Raw genomic sequence first — 21,149 nt, forward strand, 5'->3', positions numbered from 1 at the left:
TGTTTGTCCCCGCACGGAGAGGTTCCCATGGTCGACACCGGACAGCAGGAGCAGTCCGTACGGAGTCACGGGCACGACGCGGCGGCACCTCCGGCACCCGGGCACTACGAGGCATACGAGGGCGGCAGTCCGGAGGCCGAACGGGTGCTCTTCGACAAGCTGGCGAACGAGCTGATGCGGGTGCAGCGCACCCATCGGGACACCGCGGGCGCCCCCCAGCTGCTGCGCACCTTCCACGCCAAGGCGGCGCTCGGCGTGGAGAACGCCCGGCTGCGGTTCCACGACGACCTCCCGCCCGACCTGTGCGTGGGCTACGCCCGGCCGGGCGCCGAGTACCCGGCCGTGGTGCGGCTGTCCAACGCCGGCGGCACCGAGCGCCACGACGCCTCGCCCGATCTGCGCGGGATGGCGGTCCGGGTGCAGGCCGGGCCCGAGGAGACCCACGATCTGCTGGCCACCAGCTTCCCGGTGTCCCATGCCGCCGACGCCCGGGAGTTCGTGGCGTTCGCCAAGGCCATGGCGGGCGCGACCAACAGCGTCGAGCAGGCTTTCGGGCTCTTCGTCCGGCTGCCGCTGGCGGTGGGCTGGGGCACCGCGGACCGGATGCGCCGCAATGTGCGCACCGCCACCCGGCACACCGTCGGCTCACTGGCCCGGGAGACCTTCTGGAGCCGGGGCGCGATCCTGTGGGGCGACGCGGGGCCGGTCCGCTATCAGCTGCGCCCCGCGCCCGGCGGCACCCCCGCTCCCCCGCCCGACCGCGGTGACCCCGACTATCTCCGCCATGAGCTGGCGCTCCGGCTCGCCACCGGTGATATCGCCTTCGAGCTGTGCGTACAGCGCTACCGGGACGAGCGCCGCACACCGGTCGAGGACGGATCGGTGGAGTGGCTGGAGAGCGACGCCCCCGTGGTGCCGGTCGCCCTGCTGACCGTGGAGCGCCAGGACCTGGACTCCGCCGACGCCCGCTCCGCCGCCCGCCGGGTCGAGCAGCTGGCGTTCAACCCCTGGCACACCACCGAGGAGTTCCGGCCGCTGGGCAATCTCAACCGGGCCCGCAAGGCCGCGTACGAGGCCGCCGCCGCACACCGCCTCGGACTGCGCTTCACCAGCCCCGAGCCCTGGCACAACACCCTGCTGGGAGTGCCGATGCGGGCGGCCTTCGGACTGGTCAACCGCTATGTGCCCTGGCACCGGCTGCCGGTCCCGCTGGGTCTGCTCAACCTGGTGGCGCTGCGGCAGACCCTGCGCCGGTTCAACCTCATCGACCCCGAGGTGCGCCAGGCCCCGCCGCACCCCGACCCGGCGCCCGCGCAGCTTGATGAGAAGCTGCGTACCCGACGCTCCTACGACGGCTCGTACAACGATCTGTCAGCCCCGGACATGGGCGCGGTGGGCGCCGCGTTCGGCCGCAACCTCCCGCCGGTGTACCGGCCGGATCTGTTCAACGTCCCGAACCCGGTCACCGTCAGCGACACCCTGCTGGCCCGGGAGCGCTTCATCCCGGCCACCTCGCTCAACGTCCTGGCCGCCGGGTGGATCCAGTTCCAGGTGCACGACTGGGTGGACCACCGCCGCTGTCCGGCCGGTGGCAGAACGGTCGAGGTCCCGCTGCCACCGGGCGCCACCTGGCACAACACCCCCGGCGGACCGGCCGAGAAGGTGATGCGGTTCGCCGAGAACGAGGGCATCGACCTGCCCGGCGACCGGCCGCCGATCCTCTTCCCCAACACCGCCTCCCACTGGTGGGACGGCTCGGAGGTGTACGGCGGGGACGAGCGGACCGCGACCTCGCTGCGCGAGCCTGGCGGTGGCGCGGCGCTGCGCCTGGAGGACGGCCATCTGCCGCTCGGCGCGGGCGGGGTGCCGCTGACCGGCTTCACCCAGAACTGGTGGCTGGGCCTGAGCGTGCTGCACACCCTCTTCGCCCGTGAGCACAACGCGGTCTGCGAGGCGCTGCGCCGCACCTATCCGGCGATGAGCGAGGAGGCGGTGTACCACACCGCCCGTCTGGTGGTCTCCGCGCTCATCGCCAAGATCCATACGGTGGAGTGGACCCCGGCCATCCTCGCCACCGAGGTCATCGACATCGGGCTCAAGACCAACTGGCAGGGCCCGCCCGACCGCTGGCTGAGCAAACTCGGGCTGTGGCTGGTCGAGGCGAACGCGCTGCACGGTATCCCCCGCACCGTGCCGGAACACCACGGCGTCCCGTACGCGCTCACGGAGGACTTCGTGACCGTCTACCGGATGCATCCGCTGCTCCCGGACGACGTCGAACTGTGCGACCACCGCTCCGGGCAGCGGCTGGAGTCGCTGGACTTCCACCAGGTGCGGGGCCCGGCGGCGGAGGTGGTGCTGCGCAGGACGGGACTGGCGAGCAGCCTGTACTCGTTCGGTATCGCCCACCCCGGCGCGATCACCCTCAACAACTTCCCCCGCGCGCTGCGCCGCTTCGAGCGGGACGGCGAGATCATCGATCTGTCGGTGGTCGATCTGGTGCGCACCCGGCGCCGGGGGGTGCCGCGGTACAACGACTTCCGGACCGGGCTGCACAAACCGCGGATCCGCTCCTTCGGGGAACTGGCCGCCGACCCCGACACCGCCGCCCGGCTCGAGGACGTCTACGGTTCGGTCGACGCGATCGACACCATGGTGGGGCTGTTCGCGGAGAACCCACCCGAGGGCTTCGGCTTCAGCGACACCGCGTTCCGTATCTTCCTGCTCATGGCCACCCGGCGGATCCAGAGCGACCGCTTCCTCACCGCGGACTTCCGGCCCGAGGTGTACACGCCCCTGGGGCTGGACTGGGTGGAGAGGGGGAGCATGAGTTCGGTGATCCTGCGGCACTGCCCGGAGCTGGCGGGGCTGCTGCCGCGTGGCGCGAGCCCGTTCGCGCCCTGGCGGCCGGTGGTACCGTCCTCCGGCCGACGAGGCAGCGACAGGCCCGAGGAGCGGCCCTCATGGAGTGGTTCACCGCAAACGGCTACTGGCTGAGCCGTCTGGTCTTCCAGCGGGGGCTGGCCGCCGTCTACCTGATCGCCTTTCTGGTGGCGGTCGGCCAGGGACCTGCGCTGATCGGCGCGCGGGGGCTGACACCGGTGCCGCGGTTCGTGGCCCGGGTGCCGTTCCGGGAGTCGCCCAGCCTCTTCCATCTGCACTACTCCGACCGGTTCTTCGGCGTCTGCGGCCTGCTGGGCGTGGCGCTCTCGGCGGCATTGCTGGCCGGGGCCGCGGACCGGGTACCGCTGGGGGCGGCGATGGCGGCCTGGCTGGTGCTGTGGCTGCTGTATCTGTCCATCGTCAACGTGGGTCAGGTGTGGTACGGCTTCGGCTGGGAGTCGCTGCTGCTGGAGACGGGGTTCCTCGCCGTCTTCCTGGGCAACGCGGATACCGCACCGCCCGTGCTCGTCCTGTGGCTGCTGCGCTGGCTGCTGTTCCGGGTGGAGTTCGGCGCCGGGCTGATCAAGATCCGGGGCGACCGGTGCTGGCGGCAGCTGACCTGTCTGTACTACCACCATGAGACCCAGCCCATGCCCGGTCCGCTGAGCTGGTACTTCCACCATCTGCCGAAGCGCCTGCACCGGGCGGAGGTGGCGGCCAACCATGTGGCGCAGCTGGTGGTGCCGGTGGCGCTGTTCACCCCGCAACCCGTCGCCAGTGTGGCCGCCGGAATCATTGTGGTGACCCAGCTGTGGCTGGTGGCTTCCGGAAACTTCTCCTGGCTGAACTGGCTGACGATCCTGCTGGCCCTGTCCGCGGTCGACGGACGGCTCGCGGCCGGGGTGCTTCCGCTGCCCGAACCGCCCCACCCGGCCGCTCCCCCGGTCTGGTACCAGGGGGTGGTGCTGGCCGCCACCGCGCTGGTGCTGGTGCTCAGCTACTGGCCGGCCCGCAATCTGCTGTCCGGCCGTCAGCTGATGAACTACTCCTTCAACCCGCTCCACCTGGTCAACACCTACGGGGCCTTCGGCAGTGTGAACCGCAGCCGCCAGGAGGTGGTGATCGAGGGCACCGACGAACCGGTGATCACCCCGGCCACGGTGTGGAAGGAGTACGAGTTCCGCGGCAAACCGGGCGATGTACGGCGGATGCCGCGCCAGTTCGCCCCGTACCATCTGCGGCTGGACTGGATGATGTGGTTCGCCGGGATCTCACCGGCCTACGCGGGGTCGTGGTTCTCGCCGCTGGTGGCCAAGCTGCTGCTGAACGACCGGGCGACACTGAAGCTGCTGCGAGTGTGCCCGTTCCCCGACGCCCCGCCCTCGCATGTACGGGCCCGGCTGTATCTGTACCGCTTCACCACCCGGCAGGAGCGGCGCGCCAGTGGGGCTTGGTGGCACCGCACCCTGTTGACCGAGTTCCTGCCACCGGTCCGGCTGGAGAACGTGGACCCGGCCGACCGCCCCCACCGCTGACCCCCGTACGGTCAGTGGTCGTCAGGCGCGGCCCGGTGCACCGGGCCGTGGGCGGTGAGACAGTGCTCCGCGCGCGGGGCCCCGGCGTCGTAGTGGCCGCCGAGGCCCTGCGGCGGCGAGGTGTGCTCGTCGGCATGGTCGACCTGGAGGGTGGTGTGGGTGATGCCGTACTCCCGCTCCAGCACCTCTTCGAGACCCTGCCGCACCGCGTGGCAGTCGCCGAGCGGGGCCACCAGCACATGGGCGGAGAGCGAGACCTCCCCCGAGGTGATCTGCCAGACGTGCAGATCGTGCACCTCGACCACCTCGTCATGGGACACCAGCCGGTTGCCCACCTCGTCCGGCTCGACCCCGGCGGGCGCCGCCTCCAGCAGCACCCGGCCGGAGGCCCGTACCAGCTGCACCCCGGCCTTGAGCATCAGGGCGATCGCGACGAGCGCGGCGATCGCGTCGGCGCGGGCGAAGCCGGTCGTCACCACGACAAGTCCGGAGATGGCGGTGGCGATGAAGGCGTACAGGTCGTTCAGCACATGCTGGAAGGCGCCCTCCACATTGAGCGAGGAGCGGTTCGCCTTCGACATGCACCAGGTCGCCGCGATGTTCACCGCGACCCCGACCAGTGCGGTGATCAGGGTGAGCCCGCCGGTCACCTCGGGCGGATCGACAAGCCGTTCCACCGCCTCATATCCCAGCAGCAGACCGAACAGCAACAGCGAAAGTCCATTCGCCTGCGCGGAAAGGATTTCCGCCCGCTTGAGACCATAGGTGTAACCGCCGCGCGCGGGCCGGGCGGAGAGGCGGATCGCGATGAGCGCGAGCACGATGGCGGCGGCGTCGGTGAGCATATGGGCGGCGTCGGAGAGCAGCGCCACCGAGCGCGCTATCACCCCGATCACCACTTCCACCAGCATAAATGAGGTGATCAGCGCCAGCGCCAGGGACAGCCACCGGCGGTCGGCGTTCTCCGCCACCCCATGTGCGTGTCCGTCGTGGCCCTCGCCGTGCCCGTGCGTATGAGCGCCCACCCGCTCCTCCTTCGGATCGCCTTCGGGACAGCGCAATTGAAACAGCCCGGAGGTGAATTCACCAAAGGCTGCAATGGACACGGTTATCAAGAGAGTTTATGGCTCATCAATTCTCTCTTTTTGAATGCGGCAACGCTTTTCATTGCCATACCGAAATGTGGACACCGCCGGACGGGTGTGCGAAGCCACGCCGGTGCGGGTGAGCTCAGCCCCGGGGAGGTGACCTGACGGGATGTGGCGCGTTGGCCGAATATGACGACGACGATGCGACGCCGTTCTCTCTCGCAGCCGAGCAGAGCGCTGGACCGGAGCACCGAAGGCGGCGGAACGGTTCATCAGACCGTTCACCAGTCAACATCCGTACCGATCTATGCGGCCCTGGTCGAGCGCTGGGCGTCCGCGGGCCGCGCGATCCCCGGGCGCTACGACCGCGAGTGGGCCGAGTTGGTGAACTGCCCGCCCTGGCCGGACCGGGTCCGCGCGGCCGCCCGGCCGTCGGGCAACTGAGCCACGCCGGGCGCTCCGCGCCCGGACCACCGCAGCGCGGCGGGGGCCGGTCCCCGTGAACCGGCCCCCGCCGCGTCGCCGGTCCCCCGGTGGCGCGTACGGCGCGCGTACGGCTCAGTCGTCGCCGCCCTCGAGACCGCCCTCGGCCTCGAGGTAGAGCTCCCGCACCCGCTCCAGCACCTCCGGGTCGGGCTCCGCCCACAGCCCCCGGCTCTCGGCCTCCAGCAGCCGCTCGGCCATGCCGTGCAGCGCCCAGGGGTTGACCTCCTCCAGGAACGCGCGGTTCTCCGGGTCGAGCAGATAGCTCTGCGCCAGCTTGTCGTACATCCAGTCGGCGACCACACCGGTGGTGGCGTCGTAGCCGAAGAGGTAGTCCACCGTCGCGGCCAGCTCGAACGCGCCCTTGTAGCCGTGGCGGCGCATCGCCTCGATCCAGCGGGGGTTGACCACCCGGGCGCGGAAGACCCGGGACGTCTCCTCGTGGAGGGTGCGGGTGCGGACCGTCTCGGGGCGGGTGGAGTCGCCGATGTACGCGGCGGGCGCGGTGCCCTTCAGCGCGCGCACAGTGGCCACCATGCCGCCGTGGTACTGGAAGTAGTCGTCCGAGTCGGCGATGTCGTGCTCACGGGTGTCGGTGTTCTTCGCCGCGACCGCGATCCGCCGGTAGGCGCTCTCCATCTCCTCGCGGGCCGGACGCCCCTCGAGACCGCGCCCGTAGGCGTAGCCGCCCCAGACCGTGTACACCTCGGCGAGATCGGCGTCGGTGCGCCAGTCCCGGCTGTCGATCAGCTGGAGCAGCCCGGCGCCGTAGGTGCCCGGGCGGGAGCCGAAGATACGGGTGGTGGCGCGGCGCTCATCGCCATGGGCGGCGAGGTCGACCCGGGTGTGCGCCCGTACGTAGTTGTCCTCGTCGGCCTCGTCGAGCGAGGCGGCGAGCCGTACGGCGTCGTCCAGCAGCCCGACGACATGCGGGAAGGCGTCCCGGAAGAAACCGCTGATGCGCAGGGTGACATCGATGCGCGGGCGGCCCAGCTGCTCGAGGGCGACGGGCTCGAGCCCGGTCACCCGCCGCGAGGCGTCGTCCCACACCGGGCGGATGCCCAGCAGCGCCAGCGCCTCGGCCACGTCGTCGCCGGAGGTGCGCATCGCGCTGGTGCCCCACAGCGAAAGACCGACGGAGGTCGGCCACCGGCCGTCGTTGTCGGCGCGGTAGCGCTCCAGGAGCGAGTCGGCGAGCGCCTGACCGGTCTCCCAGGCCAGCCGGCTGGGCACGGCCTTGGGGTCGACGGAGTAGAAGTTGCGGCCGGTGGGCAGCACGTTGACCAGGCCGCGCAGCGGGGAGCCGGACGGGCCCGCCGGGACGAAGCCGCCGCCGAGCGCGTGCACGGCGTGATCGATCTCGTCGGTGGTGGCGGCCAGCCGCGGCACCACCTCGCGGGCGGCGAAGTCGAGGATCGGGGTGACCGCGGCACGCTGCTCGTCGGGCAGGGTGAGGACGGCCTTCTCGACCGCCTTTGGGGCCCAGTCCGCGTCCTCCATCGCCTGGACCAGGGCGCGGGCGCGCTCCTCGGCCTCGTCGGCGCCGGTGCGGGTGGCGGCCGACTCGTCCAGTCCGAGCGCCTCGCGCAGTCCGGGGAGCGCGGTGGTGCCGCCCCAGATCTGGCGGGCGCGCAGGATGGCCAGCACCAGGTTGACGCGTGCCGGGCCGGTCGGGGCGGCGCCGAGGACATGCAGACCGTCGCGGATCTGGGCGTCCTTGACCTCGCACAGCCAGCCGTCGACATGGAGCAGGAAGTCGTCGAAGCCGTCGTCGTCGGGGCGGGCCTCGAGACCGAGGTCGTGGTCCAGCCTGGCGGCCTGGATCAGGGTCCAGATCTGGGCGCGGATGGCGGGCAGTTTGGCCGGGTCCATCGAGGAGATGGCGGCGTACTCGTCGAGCAGCTGCTCCAGGCGCGCGATGTCGCCGTAGGAGTCGGCGCGGGCCATCGGCGGCACCAAGTGGTCGACCAGGGTGGCGTGGACGCGGCGCTTGGCCTGGGTGCCCTCGCCCGGGTCGTTCACCAGGAACGGATAGATCAGCGGCAGATCGCCGAGCGCGGCGTCGGGACCGCAGGCGGCGGACAGGCCCGCGTTCTTGCCCGGCAGCCACTCCAGATTGCCGTGCTTGCCCAAGTGCACCATGGCGTCGGCGCCGAAGCCGCCGTCGGCCCGCGGGGTGGCCATCCAGCGGTAGGCCGCCAGGTAGTGGTGGGAGGGCGGCAGATCGGGGTCGTGGTAGATGGCGATGGGGTTCTCGCCGAAGCCGCGCGGCGGCTGGATGACGATCAGGAGGTTGCCGTGGCGCAGCGCGGCCAGGACGATGTCGCCGTCCGGGTTGCGGCTGGTGTCGACGAACATCTCGCCGGGCGGCGGGCCCCAGTGCTCCTCGACCGCCTCGCGCAGTTCCTCGGGCAGGGTGGCGTACCAGCGGCGATAGTCGGCGGCGGGGACCCGGACCGGGTTGGCGGCGAGCTGCTCCTCGGTCAGCCACTCCTGGTCGTGGCCGCCCGCGTCGATCAGGGCGCGGATCAGTTCGTCGCCGTCGCCGGAGACCAGGCCCGGGACCGCGTCCGGCCCGTCCTCGGGGCCGAGGTCGTAGCCTGAAGCGCGCAGCCGGCGCAGCAGGGCGACGGCGCTGGCGGGGGTGTCGAGGCCAACGGCGTTGCCGATCCGGGAGTGCTTGGTCGGGTAGGCGGAGAGCACCAGCGCGAGGCGCTTGTCGGCGGCGGGTATGTGGCGCAGCCGGGCGTGTCGTACCGCGATCCCGGCGACCCGCGCGGCGCGCTCGGGGTCGGCGACGTAGACGGGCAGACCGTCCTCGTCGACCTCCTTGAAGGAGAACGGCACGGTGATGAGGCGGCCGTCGAACTCGGGGACGGCGACCTGGGTCGCGGCGTCCAGCGGGGAGAGCCCCTCGTCGTTCTCCTCCCAGGCGGTGCGCGAACCGGTCAGGCACAGCGCCTGGAGCACGGGGACGTCGAGCCGGGCGAGCGCGCCCGCGTCCCACGCCTCGTCGTCACCGCCCGCGGAGGCGTCGGCGGGCCGGGTGCCACCGGCGGCGAGCACGGTGGTGACGACCGCGTCGGCCGCGCCGAGGGCTTCGATGAGCTCGGCCTCGGGGGCGCGCAGCGAGGCGACGAACAGCGGGAGCGGGCGGCCTCCGGCGTCCTCCACGGCCCGGCACAGGGCCTCGACGAAGGCTGTGTTGCCGCTCATGTGGTGGGCGCGGTAGTAGAGCACCGCGACGGTGGGGCCGGTACCGGTGCGCGCGGTGCGCTCCAGCGGGCCCCAGGTGGGGGCGGGCGCGGGCGGTTCGAAGCCGTGGCCGGTGAGCAGCACGGTGTCGGAGAGGAAGCGGGCCAGCTGGGCCAGGTTTCCGGGGCCGCCGTGGGCGAGGTAGGCGTGGGCCTCGGCGGCGATGCCGACCGGGACCGTGGACGCCTCCATGAGCTGGGCGTCCGGGGCCTGTTCGCCGGTGAGGACCACCACCGGGCGATCGCCCGCGAGCAGGATGTCCAGCCCTTCCTGCCAGGCGCGGAGACCGCCGAGCAGCCGTACGACGACGAGGTCGGCGCCCTCGAGCAGGCCGGGGAGGTCGTCGAGTGCGAGCCGGGCCGGGTTGGCCAGGCGGTACGGCACCGGGCCCGTGGCGGCACGGGCACTGAGCAGGTCGGTGTCGGACGTCGACAGCAGCAGGATCATGGCTCAGCGCCTTCCTCGGGGTCCGCGCCCCGGGCGGGTTGAAGACGGCGGGAGTTCCTGGCTCGCGCGGCTGCTGCCGTGCTCACAGTGGCGGGACCGCGCCGGAATCACACCGGCTTCCTCCCCTGACGCCGTCTTGTTGCGTCCGGCGGGCCGGGTCGGCCCGCCGCTGAGCATAGTAAGCGTTGCTGACCTGCCACGGGACGGAGAGGGCCGGGAAATCGTCGGTATGCTCGCCGCCATGCCCCTCCCCCCGACAACCGTCCCGCCCGGGGATCCAACGCCCGCCGCCGGTGTCCGGGCCCGCTCCGCCGGGGACCGGACGGTCGCCGCGGATCGCGGTGGGCGCGATGACGCATGCCCCGGCGCACTGCGGCTGCACCCGGCGCACGACGGCGCACTGGCTCGTATCCGGCTGCCCGGCGGGTTGTTGACGGGACGTCAGGCGAGGGCACTGGCGGAGGTGACGGAAGAACTGGGCGACGGCCGGGTGGATCTCACCTCCCGGGGCAATCTCCAGCTACGCGGCCTGGCCGAGGGGTGCGGGGCACGGCTGGCGGACCGGTTGCGGACGGCCGGGCTGCTGCCGTCGGACGCACACGACCGAGTGCGCAACATCGTGGCATCACCGCTGAGCGGCCTGGACGGCGCCGGACACACCGACGCACCCGCCTGGGCACGGGAGTTGGACACGCTGCTCTGTACGGCCGGGTCCGGTGAGTTGACGGGTTTGTCGGGGTTGTCAGGGCGTTTTCTGTTCGCGCTGGACGACGGGCGGGGCGATGTGGCCACCTTGGGCGCTGATGTGACATTGCTCGCAACACCTGGCGGCGGGGCCGCGCTGCGGATGGGCTCGGCCGGATCGGAGGGTGCGACCGGCCCCGTCCTGTGTGTCACGGCGGCCGGGGACGCGCCGCGCGCCGCCGCGCTGGCGGCCCTGGAATTCCTGACGAGAGCGGAGGAAAGCGGCATCCGGGCCTGGCGGGTTCGGGACCTTCCTCCGCAACACGCCGTGACGGCCCAGGGGTTGGCGGCACGGCTCACCGAGGCGGGCATCGCCCTCGGCTCGGACCCGGACATCGCACGCGGACCGGACGGGGCGCACCGAGCAACCGGGCCCGCACCCGGGCCGGTGGCCGGGCCGGACGGGTGCCACGCGGTGTCCGTGGCCGTCCCGCTCGGCCGGATGAGCGCCGCGCAGTGGCGGCTGCTCGCCGCGCTCGCCTCCCGGGACGGGACGGACGAACTGCGTGTGACACCCTGGCGCGGCGTGGTGCTCCCGGGGTTCACCCCGGAGGGCGGCCGGACCGCGGCGGCCGAACTGGCCGCGGCCGGGCTGGTGACCGATGCCCGCTCACCCTGGCTGGGCGTCGGCGCCTGCACCGGGCTGCCCGGATGTGCCAAGTCGCTGGCCGATGTGCGTACCGACGCCGGGCGGACGGTGGCGGGCACGGTGACGGGCGGCGAGCCCCGTACCGATCCGCTGCCGGTGTACTTCTCCGGCTGTGAACGGCGCTGCGGCCACCCCGGCGGCCGCTGGGTGGACGCGCTGGCGACCGACGGGGGCTACCGGATCACCGTACGGGGCGCACCGGGCACGGCGGGGGCGCCCGAGGACCCGGACGGTGTGGACGTGACAGCAGAGCAGGTGGCCGACGCCGTGGCGGCGGCCCGCGGAACGAGATGATCGAGGGCACAGTGTTCGACTACGAGAAGGACGGGGCGGCCATCTACCGCGCCTCCTTTGCCACCATCCGCGCCGAGGCGGATCTCGGCGGCCTCCCCGCCGACGTCAGCCAGGTCGCGGTGCGGATGATCCACGCCTGCGGCATGGTCGACCTGGTCCAGGACCTCGGGTACTCATCCGAGGTGGTCTCGCGCGCCCGTGCCGCGCTGCGCTCCGGCGCGCCCATCCTGTGCGACGCACAGATGGTCGCCAGTGGTGTCACCCGCAAGCGGCTGCCCGCCGGCAACGACGTGGTGTGCACCCTGTCGGACCCTGAGGTGCCGGAGCTGGCACGGCGGATGGGCACCACGCGCAGCGCCGCCGCGCTGGAGCTGTGGCGGGACCGGCTGGAGGGTTCGGTGGTGGCGGTCGGCAACGCTCCCACCGCGCTCTTCCGGCTGCTGGAGATGATCGAGGAAGGCGCGCCGCGCCCGGCCGCCGTCATCGGGGTGCCGGTCGGTTTCATCGGCGCCGCCGAGTCCAAGGAGGCGCTGGCCGGACATCCGGCGGCGCTTGACCATCTGGTGGTGCGCGGCCGACGCGGCGGCAGCGCCATGGCCGCGGCCGCGGTCAACGCGATAGCGAGCGAGGCAGAGTGAGCGAGCAGCAGCAGGGCCGGCTCTACGGTGTGGGGCTCGGCCCCGGCGACCCGTCCCTGATGACGGTACGGGCCGTGGAGGTCATCGCCGAGGCCGATGTCATCGCGTACCACAGTGCCCGGCACGGCCGGAGCATCGCGCGTTCCATCGCCGAGCGGCATCTGCGGCCCGACCATATCGAGGAGCGGCTGGTCTACCCGGTGACCACCGAGTCCACCGACCACCCCGGCGGCTACCGGGGCGCGATGGAGGAGTTCTACGCCGACGCGGCCGCCCGGCTCGCGGCCCATCTGGACGCGGGGCGCACGGTCGCGGTGCTCGCGGAGGGCGATCCGCTCTTCTACGGCTCCTACATGCATATGCACAAGCGGCTGGCCGACCGCTATCCCACCGAGGTGATCCCCGGGGTCACCTCGGTGAGCGCCGCGGCCGCGCGGATCGGGGCGCCGCTGGTGGAGGGCGAGGAGGTGCTGACGGTCCTTCCCGGCACCCTGCCGGAGGAGGAGTTGACGGCGCGGCTCGCCTCGGCGGACGCCGCGGCCGTGATGAAGCTCGGCCGGACCTTCCCGACGGTACGGCGGGCCCTGGAGCGCTCGGGGCGGCTGGCGGACGCACGGTACGTCGAGCGCGCCACGATGGGCGCGGAGCGCACCGCGCCGCTGGCCGAGGTCGACCCCGCGACGGTGCCGTACTTCTCGGTGGCGGTGCTGCCGAGCCGGGTCGGCACGGCAGCGGCGGCACCGGCTGCGGCGGACGAGACGGACACGCGGGGCACGCGGGACTCGGCGGGCCCGGGTGAGGCGGGCCCGGGTGAGGTCGTGGTCGTCGGCCTCGGCCCGGCCGGTCCGCTCTGGCTCACCCCGGAGGCCCGCGGCGAGCTGGCCGCCGCCGAGGACCTGGTCGGCTACACCACCTATCTGGACCGGGTGCCGCGGCGGCCGGGCCAGCGGCGGCACCCCTCCGACAACAAGGTGGAGGCCGAACGCGCCGAATTCGCCCTGGAGCTGGCCCGGCGCGGGCGGCGGGTCGCCGTCGTCTCCTCCGGCGACCCCGGTGTGTTCGCCATGGCCACCGCCGTACTGGAAGCCGCGTCCGAGGACCCCTACCGCGAGGTGCCGGTGCGGGTGCTCCCCGGCATGACGGCCGCCCACGCGGCCGCCGCCCGCGCGGGCGCCCCGCTCGGCCACGACTACGCGGTGGTCTCCCTGTCCGACCGGCTCAAGCCGTGGGAGGTCATCGCCGAGCGGCTGCGCGCCGCGGCCGCGGCCGACCTGGTGCTCGCCCTGTACAACCCCGGCTCGCGCAGCCGGGTGTGGCAGGTCGGCAAGGCGCGCGAACTCCTCCTGGAGCACCGCGCACCCGACACTCCGGTGGTGATGGGCCGGGACGTGGGCGGCCCGGAGGAGCGGGTCCGCATCGTGCGCCTGGCCGATCTGGACCCGGCCCAGGTGGACATGCGCACCATCCTGCTGATCGGCTCGTCCCAGACCCGCACGGTGCGCCGCGGCGACGGCACCGAGATCGTCTGGACCCCGAGGCGCTACCCGGAGGGCTGACCGTCAGCGGCCCCGGCCTGCCTGTTGAGGGTCGTACGCAGCCAGGCGACAGCCTCGTCCGGCGCCCCGGCCGTCGCGACGCCCTCCGGGGGCGGCGGACGGCGCACCACGACTACCGGAAGTCCCGCCTCGCGCGCCGCCGTGAGCTTGGCGGCGGTGGCGCCGCCCCCGCTGTCCTTGGTCACCACGACATCGATACGGTGGCGGCGCAGCAGCTCCGCCTCGCTCTCGAGCGTGAAGGGCCCGCGGTCGAGGATCACCTCCGCGCGCGGCGGGACCGGCGGCTCCGGGGCGTCGACCGAGCGGATCAGGAACCACTGCCCGGACAGCTGGGCGAAGGCGGCAAGACCCATCCGTCCGGTGGTGAGGAAGACCCGCTCGCCCAGTCCGGGCAGCAGCCGCGCGGCCTCGGCCAGGGACGCGGCCGGGTGCCAGCGGTCCCCCGGGCCCGCCACCCAGCCGGGACGGCGCAGCGCGAGCAGGGGAACATGGACGGACGCGGCGGCTCGGGCCGCGTTGAGACTGATGGTGTCGGCGAAAGGATGGGTGGCGTCGATGAGCGCGTCCACCTGGTGCTCACGGAGCCAGTGGGCCATGCCCTCGGCACCCCCGAACCCGCCGATCCGCACCTGTCCCGCGGGCAGCCGCGGCTCGGCGACCCGCCCGGCGAGGGAGCTGGTGACGCGCAGCGCGGGGTCGCCGTCCAGCTCGGCGGCGAGGCGGCGGGCCTCTGTGGTGCCGCCGAGGATGAGTACATGGCGCGCCAGAGCGCTGTTCATCGGGTGCCTTCCGTCCTGCGCGAGGTCGTCCGCGGGGCCGTGCCGACCGTCGTGGGTGCGCCCGTCATCGTATGCGCGGCGGGTGGGCCGTGGCTGAGGCCCGGCAGGCCGGTGGCCGCGGCGCCCAGCTGGAGCGGACCGGGCTGCGCCACGGCTGGACCACCGGCGCCTGTGCGACGGCCGCCACCACAGCCGCGTACACCGCGCTGCTGACCGGTGAGTTCCCGGACCCGGTGACGATCGAGCTGCCGAAGGGGCAGCGGCCCGCGTTCGCGCTGGCGGCCGAGGAGTTGTCCGGGGGGCGGGCGATGGCCGCGGTGGTGAAGGACGCCGGGGACGATCCCGATGTGACCCACGGCGCGCTGGTCCGGGCCACGGTACGGACGCTGCCACCGGGTGCCGGAGTGGTCTTCCGGGCCGGTCCGGGGGTGGGTACCGTCACCCGCCCCGGACTGCCGCTCGAGGTCGGCGAACCGGCCATCAACCCGGTGCCGCGCCAGATGATGCGCGACCACATCGCCTCGGTCGCGGCCCGCCACGGCGGGACGGCCGATGTCGAGGTGGAGATCTCGGTGGACCACGGCGAGGAGATCGCCCGCAGTACGTGGAATCCCCGTCTCGGCATCCTCGGCGGTCTGTCCATCCTCGGCACGACGGGCATCGTGGTGCCGTACTCCTGCTCCGCGTGGATCGACAGCATTCGGCGCGGGGTGGATGTCGCCAGGGCGGCGGGGCGCCGGCATGTGGCCGGCTGCACCGGCTCGACCTCGGAGAAGGTGGCGGTGGCCGTGCACGGGCTGCCGGAGGACGCGCTGCTGGACATGGGTGACTTCGCCGGGGCCGTGCTCAAGTATCTGCGCCGTCACCCGGTGGACCGGCTGACGGTCGCGGGTGGCTTCGCCAAGCTCTCCAAACTGGCGGCGGGCCACCTGGATCTGCACTCCTCGCGCTCCCAGGTGGACAAGGGTTTCCTGGCGGAGCTGGCCCGCCGGGGCGGCGCGGACGAGGAGCTGGTGGCGGCGGTGGCCATGGCCAACACCGGTCTGGAAGCGCTCCAGTTGTGCGCGGCGCGCGCTGTGCCGCTCGGCGATCTGGTGGCCGCGGCGGCCCGCGACACCGCGCTCGGCGTACTGCGCGGCGCGCCGGTCGCGGTGGACGTCATCTGCATCGACCGCGCGGGCACGGTCGTGGGCCGCGCCGCCGAACGCGGCCCACGCGACGGCTGAGCCGGAACGGTACCGCCATCGGTCGGCGCGTTCCCAGGCGCTCTCGCGATGCCGAGCAGCCGCTACTCCGATCGACCGGCGGGCCGGAAGGTGCACACCTGCACGCCCTTGGCGCTGGTGACCGTGGAGACCAGTTCGAACCCGCGCCGGGCACCGTCGCCGGGGAAGATCGTCTTACCGCCGCCGAGGATCACCGGCATGAGGATGAGCCGGAGCTCATCGACCATGTCCTCGTGCAGCAGGGTGCGGGCGAGCGCGGAGCTTCCCATCAGCAGCAGATCGCCGCCCTCGCTCGCGCGCAGCTCACGGAGGCGCGCCACCGCCTCGTCACCGGGGACAAGGGTGGTGTTCTGCCACGTCAGCTCGTCGTCCCCGAGGGTGGTGGACACCACGTACTTCGGAATCGTGTTCATCCGGTCGGCGAACGGGTCACCGGCCCGCTCGGGCCACGCGGCGGCCATCACCTGCCAGGTGCGGCGGCCGAACAGCAGCGCCTGGGCCTTGCCCAGCGCCTCGTCGAAGGCACCGCCGACCACCTCTTCGTCGAAGTACGGATGCGTCCAGCCGCCATGGGCGAAACCGCCGTCGGTGTCCTCGTCGGGGCCGCCGGGCGCCTGTACGACGCCGTCCAGACTCATGAATGCGGTGATCGCGATACGCATGGGGCCGCTCCTCTTCCTCGCCTCGCCTCGCCTCGCCTTGAGGCTACGGAAAGGGAGACCGCCCGGCCGTGCGGAACTCATCGGTGCGGGGCGAAGTCCCTCAACCGGGTCTCAACCGGCCTCGTTGCCGCACGGCTCAGGCGGGCGCTCACGCTCGCTGGAGTAGAGGTGGCTGTCGCGGAACTGCTCGGCGCCCAGCGTGCGGCCCACCATGATGACGGCTGTGCGGACCACGCCCGCGGCCTTCACCTGCTCGGCGATCTCATCCAGCGTGCCGCGCAGCACCAGCTCGTCCGGGCGGCTGGCCATGGCCACCACCGCCGCCGGGCAGTCGGCGCCGTAGTGCGGAAGGAGTTCGGCCACCACCCGGTCCACATAACGGGCGGCGAGGTGCAGCACCAGCAGGGCGCGGCTGCGGCCGAGGGTCGCGAGGTCCTCCCCGTCCGGCATGGGCGTGGCCTGCTGGGCGATCCGGGTGAGAATGACGGTCTGACCGACCGTGGGGACGGTCAGCTCGCGCCCCAGCGCGGCGGCGGCCGCCGCGAAGGCGGGCACACCGGGCACCACCTCATACGGCACACCCGCCGCGTCGAGCCGGCGCATCTGCTCGGCCACGGCGCTGAAGACCGACGGATCACCAGAGTGCAGCCGGGCCACGTCCTCGCCCGCCTCATGGGCCGCCACCAACTCGGCGGTGATCCGGTCCAGATCGAGCCGGGCGGTGTCGACGAGCCGGGCGTCCGGCGGGCATTCGGCCAGCAGTTCGCGGGGTACGAGGCTGCCCGCGTACAGACACACCCGGCAGCGGGCGAGGGTCCGGGCGCCGCGCACCGTGATCAGGTCGGCGGCGCCGGGGCCCGCGCCGATGAAGTACACCGTCATCGTGTTTCTCCTGGAACGGGTTGGGCCGACCGGCCGACCGGTTTGACCACGGACCACTGGGTGACCGGCATGGCTTGCCGCCATCCGGTGAAGCCGCCGACCGGGGCGGCGTGGGCGACGGCGATCCGGACCAGTTCACCGCCGTGGCGGCGGTACCAGTCGGCGAGCAGCGCCTCGGATTCGAGCGTCACGGTGTTGACGACGAGCCGCCCGCCCGGTAGCAGCGCCGACCAGCAGGTCTCCAGCAGTCCGGGCGCGGTGGCTCCGCCGCCGATGAACACCGCGTCGGGGGTGGGCAGTCCGGCCAGCGCACCGGGTGCCGCGCCGGTGATGACGCCGAGGCCCGGCACTCCGAGCGCGGCGGCGTTGCGGCCGATGCGCTCGGCCCGCACCGGGTCGCGTTCGACGGAGACGGCCCGGCAGGTGCGATGGGCGCGCATCCACTCCACGGCGATGGAGCCTGAGCCGCTGCCGATGTCCCACAGCAGTTCACCGGGGGCGGGGGCGAGCGCGGCGAGCGTGGCCGCCCGCACATGACGCTTCGTCAGCTGGCCGTCGTGTTCGTACGCCGCGTCCGGCAGTCCCGGGGTCACCGGGAGCCGTGGCGTCCCGTCCGCGGGGACGCAGTCGACGGCAATGACGTTGAGGGGGTCGCCGGGCGGATGGGCCCAGGTGTCGGCCGTGCCGTCCACGGTGCGCTCGCGCTCGCCACCGAGCTGTTCCAGCACCCGCATCCGGCTCGGGCCGAAGCCGCGGTCCCGCAGCAGCCCGGCGACCTCGGCCGGGGTGTCCGCGCCCGCGCTGAGCACCAGCAACTGCCGCCCCGGGTACAGGGACCGGGCCAGGGCGGCCAACGGGCGGCCCACGAGGCTGATCACCTCGATCTCCTCCAGCGGGCGGCCGAGCCGGGCGCACGCGTAGGAGACGGACGACGGATGGGGCAGCACCCGCAGCCGTTCGGCGCCGAGTTCCTCGGCCAGGGTGCGGCCGATCCCGAAGAACATCGGGTCGCCGCTGGCCAGTACACAGACCTGGCGCCCGGTGAGTCCGGCGAACAGCCCGGGGACGGCGGGGCGCAGCGGCGACGGCCAGGGCAACCGCTCACCGCGGCACTCCGGGGGCAGCAGCGCCAGCTGACGCGGGCCGCCGATGACCACCTCGGCCGACCGCAGCGCCTCCTGCCCCGTGGCCGCGAGGCCGTTCCAGCCGTCGGCGCCGATACCGACGACGGTCACGGGATGTCGGGCGGGGCTCACGGCGCTACCTCACGTCGTTCGGAGAGATCGAGGAGTTCGGAAGGGGACGGACGGCGAGATGTGCGGTGGAACGGCGCACAGCGGAACTCTACTGACCTGCTACGACACACCCCGCCCCGGGGCCGGTCAGCCGTCCGCCACCCGGGGCCCCGGCACCTGCTCCGGCCGCTCCCCCTCCTGCTCCCGCACCGGACCGTCGTCAGGCTCCAGTTCGGCGAGCGCCATCAACTGCTCGGCCGTCATCCCCGCGGGGATCGGCTTCGGCGGAGGTGTCCGCAGCGGCGGCTGCCAGCCCGCGTCGGGGGCCCAGCGCCGGATGATCCGGGCGGGCGCTCCGGCGACCACCGCGTGGTCGGGCACCTCGCCGCGGACGATCGCGCCCGCGGCCACCACCACATTGCGGCCGAGCCGTGCGCCCGGCAGGATCACCGCCCCGGCGCCCAGCCAGCTTCCGGAGCCGATGGACACCGGCGCGGAGCGCGGCCACTGCCGGCCGATGGGCTGCTCGGGGTCGTCATAGGAGTGGTTGTCGCTGGTCACGTAGACGTACGGACCGCAGAACACATCGTCGCCGAACTCCACGGTCCGGGAGGCGATCACATGGCTGCCCCGGCCCAGCACCACCCCGTTGCCCAGGCGCAGTACGGGATCCGGGCCGAGGTCGAGGCTGGGCATCATGCCCGCGGTCAGGGTCACCTGCTCGCCGATGACGCAGTGGTCGCCGAGGTGGATCCACGGCTCTCCGAAGACGGTGCCCTGGGGGAAGGCCAGCCGGGTGCCGACACCGATGGCACCGAAGCGGTAGGGGCCGGGGCGCTCCCGGGTCACCGCACCGGCCTGCCGCACCCAGCGCGATCCGCGGTGCACCAGGCGGGACGCGGTGCGGCGGCGCCAGGCCGCCCAGGATGAGAACAGGTTCTCGTTCATCGGCACCCGCACACCGTACCGACCGGGCCGTCACGGGATCAGCCCCCACCGCTGTGACCTGCGCCGCGTTCGGTGCGAGGGGTCCGGCTGAGCGCGCAGTCGCCGCACAGCCCACCGCCCGGCACCCGGTAGTAGAGACAGCAGGTGCGGCGGCGGAAGGAGAGCGGCGCGGTGGTCAGGGTGCCGGTGTCACTCAGGGGCAGGGTTCGGAGCAGAGTGCGGACGAGCGCGGTGGCGCGGTCCGCCGCGTCCCCCCGGCTTTGTGCCCGGCACCAGTCGTACAGCACCCGCAGTGAACCGGCCAGCGCCGAGGCCGCGTTGCCCCACAGCAGCCGTCCGGAGACCGGGCAGGCGGCGCGGACGGCCTGGTGCAGCGGCCGCAGATGGACGTACGCGGTCTGTCCCAACTGTCCGGCGAGCCCAACGGGTTCGCCGTGGACACGCACGGGGTCGGGGTGCCACAGATCGTCGGGGGCCATCCGGGCCGGGTTCCACCACAGACGGTCGGGGCGCAGCTCCGGCACCCGGTCGTGGAGCGCGGCCGGGGCGAGCGCGAGGGACCACAGCCGGGCCGCGAGCCCCTGGAAGACAAGAGACGCCGCGACCCGGCGCTCGTCGGTGCGCAGGGTCGCGGCGACGGTGTCGATACGGGCGAGCAGCGGGGGCGCGGCCCGGCCGTCGACGGTCCGGTAGACCGCGCCGAGGGGGACATACCCCTCGGCGCGCGGTCCCGCGCCCCCGGTGCGCAGAGCGAAGAACGGGCCCACCGCGACGGCCTCACGCAGCATCGCCGCTGTGCTGTCACCGTGCGCAGGGGTGTCTTCGCCGTCCACGGGTCAATGGTCGTCCGTCGTCCGGAACGCGTCCAGCAGCCGGTCCGCGGCCAGCGTCGCTGTCAGCGTGCCCTCGCGGACCTGCTCTTCCAGCAGCGGTCCCAGGCGCCGTACCTCGGAGTGTGCGTGCAGCCGGGCCAGCAGCTGGTCGCGCACCATCGACCAGGTCCAGTCGACCTGCTGGTCGCGGCGCTTGGTGTCCAGCGCGCCGGTGGCCTCCAGCACCCGGCGGTGCTGCTCCAGGCGCTCCCACACCACGTCCAGACCGCTGCCCTCGCGGGCGCTGCACGTGAGGACGGGCGGGTTCCAGGGGGCGTCCGGCGGCTGCAACAGCCGTAGCGCGCCCGCCAGTTCCCGGGCCGCGGACTTGGCGTCACGGGCGTGCGGTCCGTCGGCCTTGTTGATGGTGACCACGTCGGCCAGCTCCAGGACGCCCTTCTTGATGCCCTGGAGCTGGTCGCCGGTGCGGGCCAGGGAGAGCAGCAGGAAGGAGTCGACCATATTGGCCACGGCGGTCTCGGACTGGCCGACCCCGACCGTCTCCACCAGCACCACGTCATAGCCCGCGGCCTCCATGACGACCATGGACTCGCGGGTGGCGCGGGCGACCCCGCCGAGCGTTCCGGCGCTCGGCGAGGGGCGGACGAAGGCGTTCGGGTCGACGGACAGCCGCTCCATCCGGGTCTTGTCGCCCAGGATGGAGCCGCCGGTGCGGCTGGAGGACGGGTCGACGGCGAGCACCGCGACCCGGTGGCCGAGCCCGGTGAGCAGGGTGCCCAGGGCGTCGATGAAGGTGGACTTGCCCACCCCGGGCACACCGCTGATGCCGACCCGCCGCGCCCCGCCGGTGTGCGGCAGCAGCTCGATCAGCAGCCGCTGGGCGAGGTCGCGGTGGTCGGGCCGGGTGGACTCGACGAGGGTGATCGCGCGGGCGATGTACGCGCGCGATCCGTCGAGCACACCCTTGGCGTAGGTGTCGATGTCGATGGACGGTCGCTTGGCCGGCCGCATG

General features: G+C 73.2%; 16 protein-coding genes and 1 riboswitch. Of the genes, 7 read left to right on the forward strand and 9 right to left on the reverse strand.

The features are described from left to right. The first annotated feature begins 27 nt into the window (after positions 1-27). Both AC4BEG_RS01950 and AC4BEG_RS01955 read left to right on the forward strand, forming a co-directional pair. Complete coding sequence (locus AC4BEG_RS01950; protein WP_490704163.1) at positions 28-2,997, forward strand: peroxidase family protein; 2,970 nt, start codon at positions 28-30, stop codon at positions 2,995-2,997. Continuing rightward, on the forward strand, positions 2,964-4,418 hold the full coding sequence (locus AC4BEG_RS01955; RefSeq protein WP_490704164.1) for a lipase maturation factor family protein: 1,455 nt from the start codon (positions 2,964-2,966) through the stop codon (positions 4,416-4,418). Before AC4BEG_RS01950 ends, AC4BEG_RS01955 begins: the two co-directional genes overlap by 34 nt. Before the next feature lie 11 nt (positions 4,419-4,429). Here AC4BEG_RS01955 and AC4BEG_RS01960 read toward each other — a convergent pair whose 3' ends face one another. Then, a complete protein-coding gene (locus AC4BEG_RS01960; protein ID WP_490704165.1) occupies positions 4,430-5,443 on the reverse strand; it encodes a cation diffusion facilitator family transporter in 1,014 nt (337 codons plus the stop codon). Positions 5,444-5,707: 264 nt separating this feature from the next. Here AC4BEG_RS01960 and AC4BEG_RS01965 point away from each other — a divergent pair, with 264 nt between their 5' ends. Beyond that, positions 5,708-5,950 carry a hypothetical protein gene (locus AC4BEG_RS01965; protein ID WP_201876121.1) on the forward strand — a complete coding sequence of 81 codons (243 nt, stop codon included), beginning with the start codon at positions 5,708-5,710 and terminating at the stop codon, positions 5,948-5,950. 114 nt (positions 5,951-6,064) lie between these two features. Here the strand turns inward: AC4BEG_RS01965 and cobN are convergent, their stop codons facing one another. After that, positions 6,065-9,691: a cobaltochelatase subunit CobN gene (gene cobN / locus AC4BEG_RS01970; protein ID WP_490704166.1), complete on the reverse strand. Its 3,627-nt coding sequence runs from the start codon at positions 9,689-9,691 to the stop codon at positions 6,065-6,067. A 51-nt stretch (positions 9,692-9,742) separates the two neighbouring features. Then, positions 9,743-9,814: riboswitch (cobalamin riboswitch) on the reverse strand. Between the two features lie 118 nt (positions 9,815-9,932). Here cobN and cobG point away from each other — a divergent pair. From cobG to AC4BEG_RS01985, 3 genes are read left to right on the forward strand one after another with little or no spacing between them, the layout of a single operon-like run. Next, positions 9,933-11,378, forward strand: coding sequence for a precorrin-3B synthase (gene cobG / locus AC4BEG_RS01975; RefSeq protein WP_490704167.1), 1,446 nt, complete (start codon positions 9,933-9,935; stop codon positions 11,376-11,378). Beyond that, positions 11,375-12,016, forward strand: coding sequence for a precorrin-8X methylmutase (locus tag AC4BEG_RS01980; RefSeq protein WP_490704168.1), 642 nt, complete (start codon positions 11,375-11,377; stop codon positions 12,014-12,016). The genes cobG and AC4BEG_RS01980 overlap by 4 nt, the downstream gene beginning before the upstream one ends. Further along, positions 12,013-13,572 carry a precorrin-2 C(20)-methyltransferase gene (locus tag AC4BEG_RS01985; protein ID WP_490704169.1) on the forward strand — a complete coding sequence of 520 codons (1,560 nt, stop codon included), beginning with the start codon at positions 12,013-12,015 and terminating at the stop codon, positions 13,570-13,572. The genes AC4BEG_RS01980 and AC4BEG_RS01985 overlap by 4 nt, the downstream gene beginning before the upstream one ends. On the opposite strand, the gene AC4BEG_RS01990 is transcribed toward AC4BEG_RS01985, so the two are convergent. Then, entirely contained in the window at positions 13,557-14,351 is a 795-nt protein-coding gene (locus tag AC4BEG_RS01990; protein WP_490704170.1) for a cobalt-precorrin-6A reductase, read from the reverse strand. The two genes, AC4BEG_RS01985 and AC4BEG_RS01990, sit on opposite strands and share 16 nt — an antisense overlap. A gap of 71 nt (positions 14,352-14,422) precedes the next feature. Here AC4BEG_RS01990 and AC4BEG_RS01995 point away from each other — a divergent pair, with 71 nt between their 5' ends. Next, positions 14,423-15,577 carry a cobalt-precorrin-5B (C(1))-methyltransferase gene (locus AC4BEG_RS01995; RefSeq protein ID WP_490704171.1) on the forward strand — a complete coding sequence of 385 codons (1,155 nt, stop codon included), beginning with the start codon at positions 14,423-14,425 and terminating at the stop codon, positions 15,575-15,577. A 62-nt stretch (positions 15,578-15,639) separates the two neighbouring features. On the opposite strand, the gene AC4BEG_RS02000 is transcribed toward AC4BEG_RS01995, so the two are convergent. The 6 genes from AC4BEG_RS02000 to meaB form a co-directional block, all read right to left on the reverse strand. Further along, entirely contained in the window at positions 15,640-16,239 is a 600-nt protein-coding gene (locus AC4BEG_RS02000; RefSeq protein ID WP_490704172.1) for a dihydrofolate reductase family protein, read from the reverse strand. Between the two features lie 111 nt (positions 16,240-16,350). Further along, positions 16,351-17,121 carry a precorrin-4 C(11)-methyltransferase gene (gene cobM / locus AC4BEG_RS02005; protein ID WP_490704173.1) on the reverse strand — a complete coding sequence of 257 codons (771 nt, stop codon included), beginning with the start codon at positions 17,119-17,121 and terminating at the stop codon, positions 16,351-16,353. Continuing rightward, complete coding sequence (gene cbiE, locus AC4BEG_RS02010; RefSeq protein WP_490704174.1) at positions 17,118-18,377, reverse strand: precorrin-6y C5,15-methyltransferase (decarboxylating) subunit CbiE; 1,260 nt, start codon at positions 18,375-18,377, stop codon at positions 17,118-17,120. The genes cobM and cbiE overlap by 4 nt, the downstream gene beginning before the upstream one ends. Before the next feature lie 126 nt (positions 18,378-18,503). Then, positions 18,504-19,310 carry an acyltransferase gene (locus AC4BEG_RS02015; RefSeq protein WP_490704175.1) on the reverse strand — a complete coding sequence of 269 codons (807 nt, stop codon included), beginning with the start codon at positions 19,308-19,310 and terminating at the stop codon, positions 18,504-18,506. 32 nt (positions 19,311-19,342) lie between these two features. Beyond that, complete coding sequence (locus tag AC4BEG_RS02020) at positions 19,343-20,137, reverse strand: (2Fe-2S)-binding protein (protein ID WP_490704176.1); 795 nt, start codon at positions 20,135-20,137, stop codon at positions 19,343-19,345. Positions 20,138-20,140: 3 nt separating this feature from the next. Next, the gene (meaB, locus tag AC4BEG_RS02025) at positions 20,141-21,148 is read right to left on the reverse strand and encodes a methylmalonyl Co-A mutase-associated GTPase MeaB (protein ID WP_490704177.1); all 1,008 of its coding nucleotides are present in this window, start codon (positions 21,146-21,148) and stop codon (positions 20,141-20,143) included. Position 21,149: the final 1 nt, after the last annotated feature.

Source organism: Streptomyces sp. JLBJ103, assembly GCF_058215575.1.

Coding starts and splice junctions, on each gene's coding strand:
- AC4BEG_RS01955 (WP_490704164.1), top strand. CDS start 2,964: ATGGAGTGGTTCACCGCAAACGGCTACTGGCTGAGCCGTCTGGTCTTC.
- AC4BEG_RS01990 (WP_490704170.1), bottom strand. CDS start 14,351: ATGAACAGCGCTCTGGCGCGCCATGTACTCATCCTCGGCGGCACCACA.
- cobG (WP_490704167.1), top strand. CDS start 9,933: ATGCCCCTCCCCCCGACAACCGTCCCGCCCGGGGATCCAACGCCCGCC.
- AC4BEG_RS02000 (WP_490704172.1), bottom strand. CDS start 16,239: ATGCGTATCGCGATCACCGCATTCATGAGTCTGGACGGCGTCGTACAG.
- cobN (WP_490704166.1), bottom strand. CDS start 9,691: ATGATCCTGCTGCTGTCGACGTCCGACACCGACCTGCTCAGTGCCCGT.
- AC4BEG_RS01995 (WP_490704171.1), top strand. CDS start 14,423: ATGCGCGGCGGGTGGGCCGTGGCTGAGGCCCGGCAGGCCGGTGGCCGC.
- AC4BEG_RS01965 (WP_201876121.1), top strand. CDS start 5,708: ATGCGACGCCGTTCTCTCTCGCAGCCGAGCAGAGCGCTGGACCGGAGC.
- AC4BEG_RS01980 (WP_490704168.1), top strand. CDS start 11,375: ATGATCGAGGGCACAGTGTTCGACTACGAGAAGGACGGGGCGGCCATC.
- AC4BEG_RS01950 (WP_490704163.1), top strand. CDS start 28: ATGGTCGACACCGGACAGCAGGAGCAGTCCGTACGGAGTCACGGGCAC.
- meaB (WP_490704177.1), bottom strand. CDS start 21,148: ATGCGGCCGGCCAAGCGACCGTCCATCGACATCGACACCTACGCCAAG.
- cobM (WP_490704173.1), bottom strand. CDS start 17,121: ATGACGGTGTACTTCATCGGCGCGGGCCCCGGCGCCGCCGACCTGATC.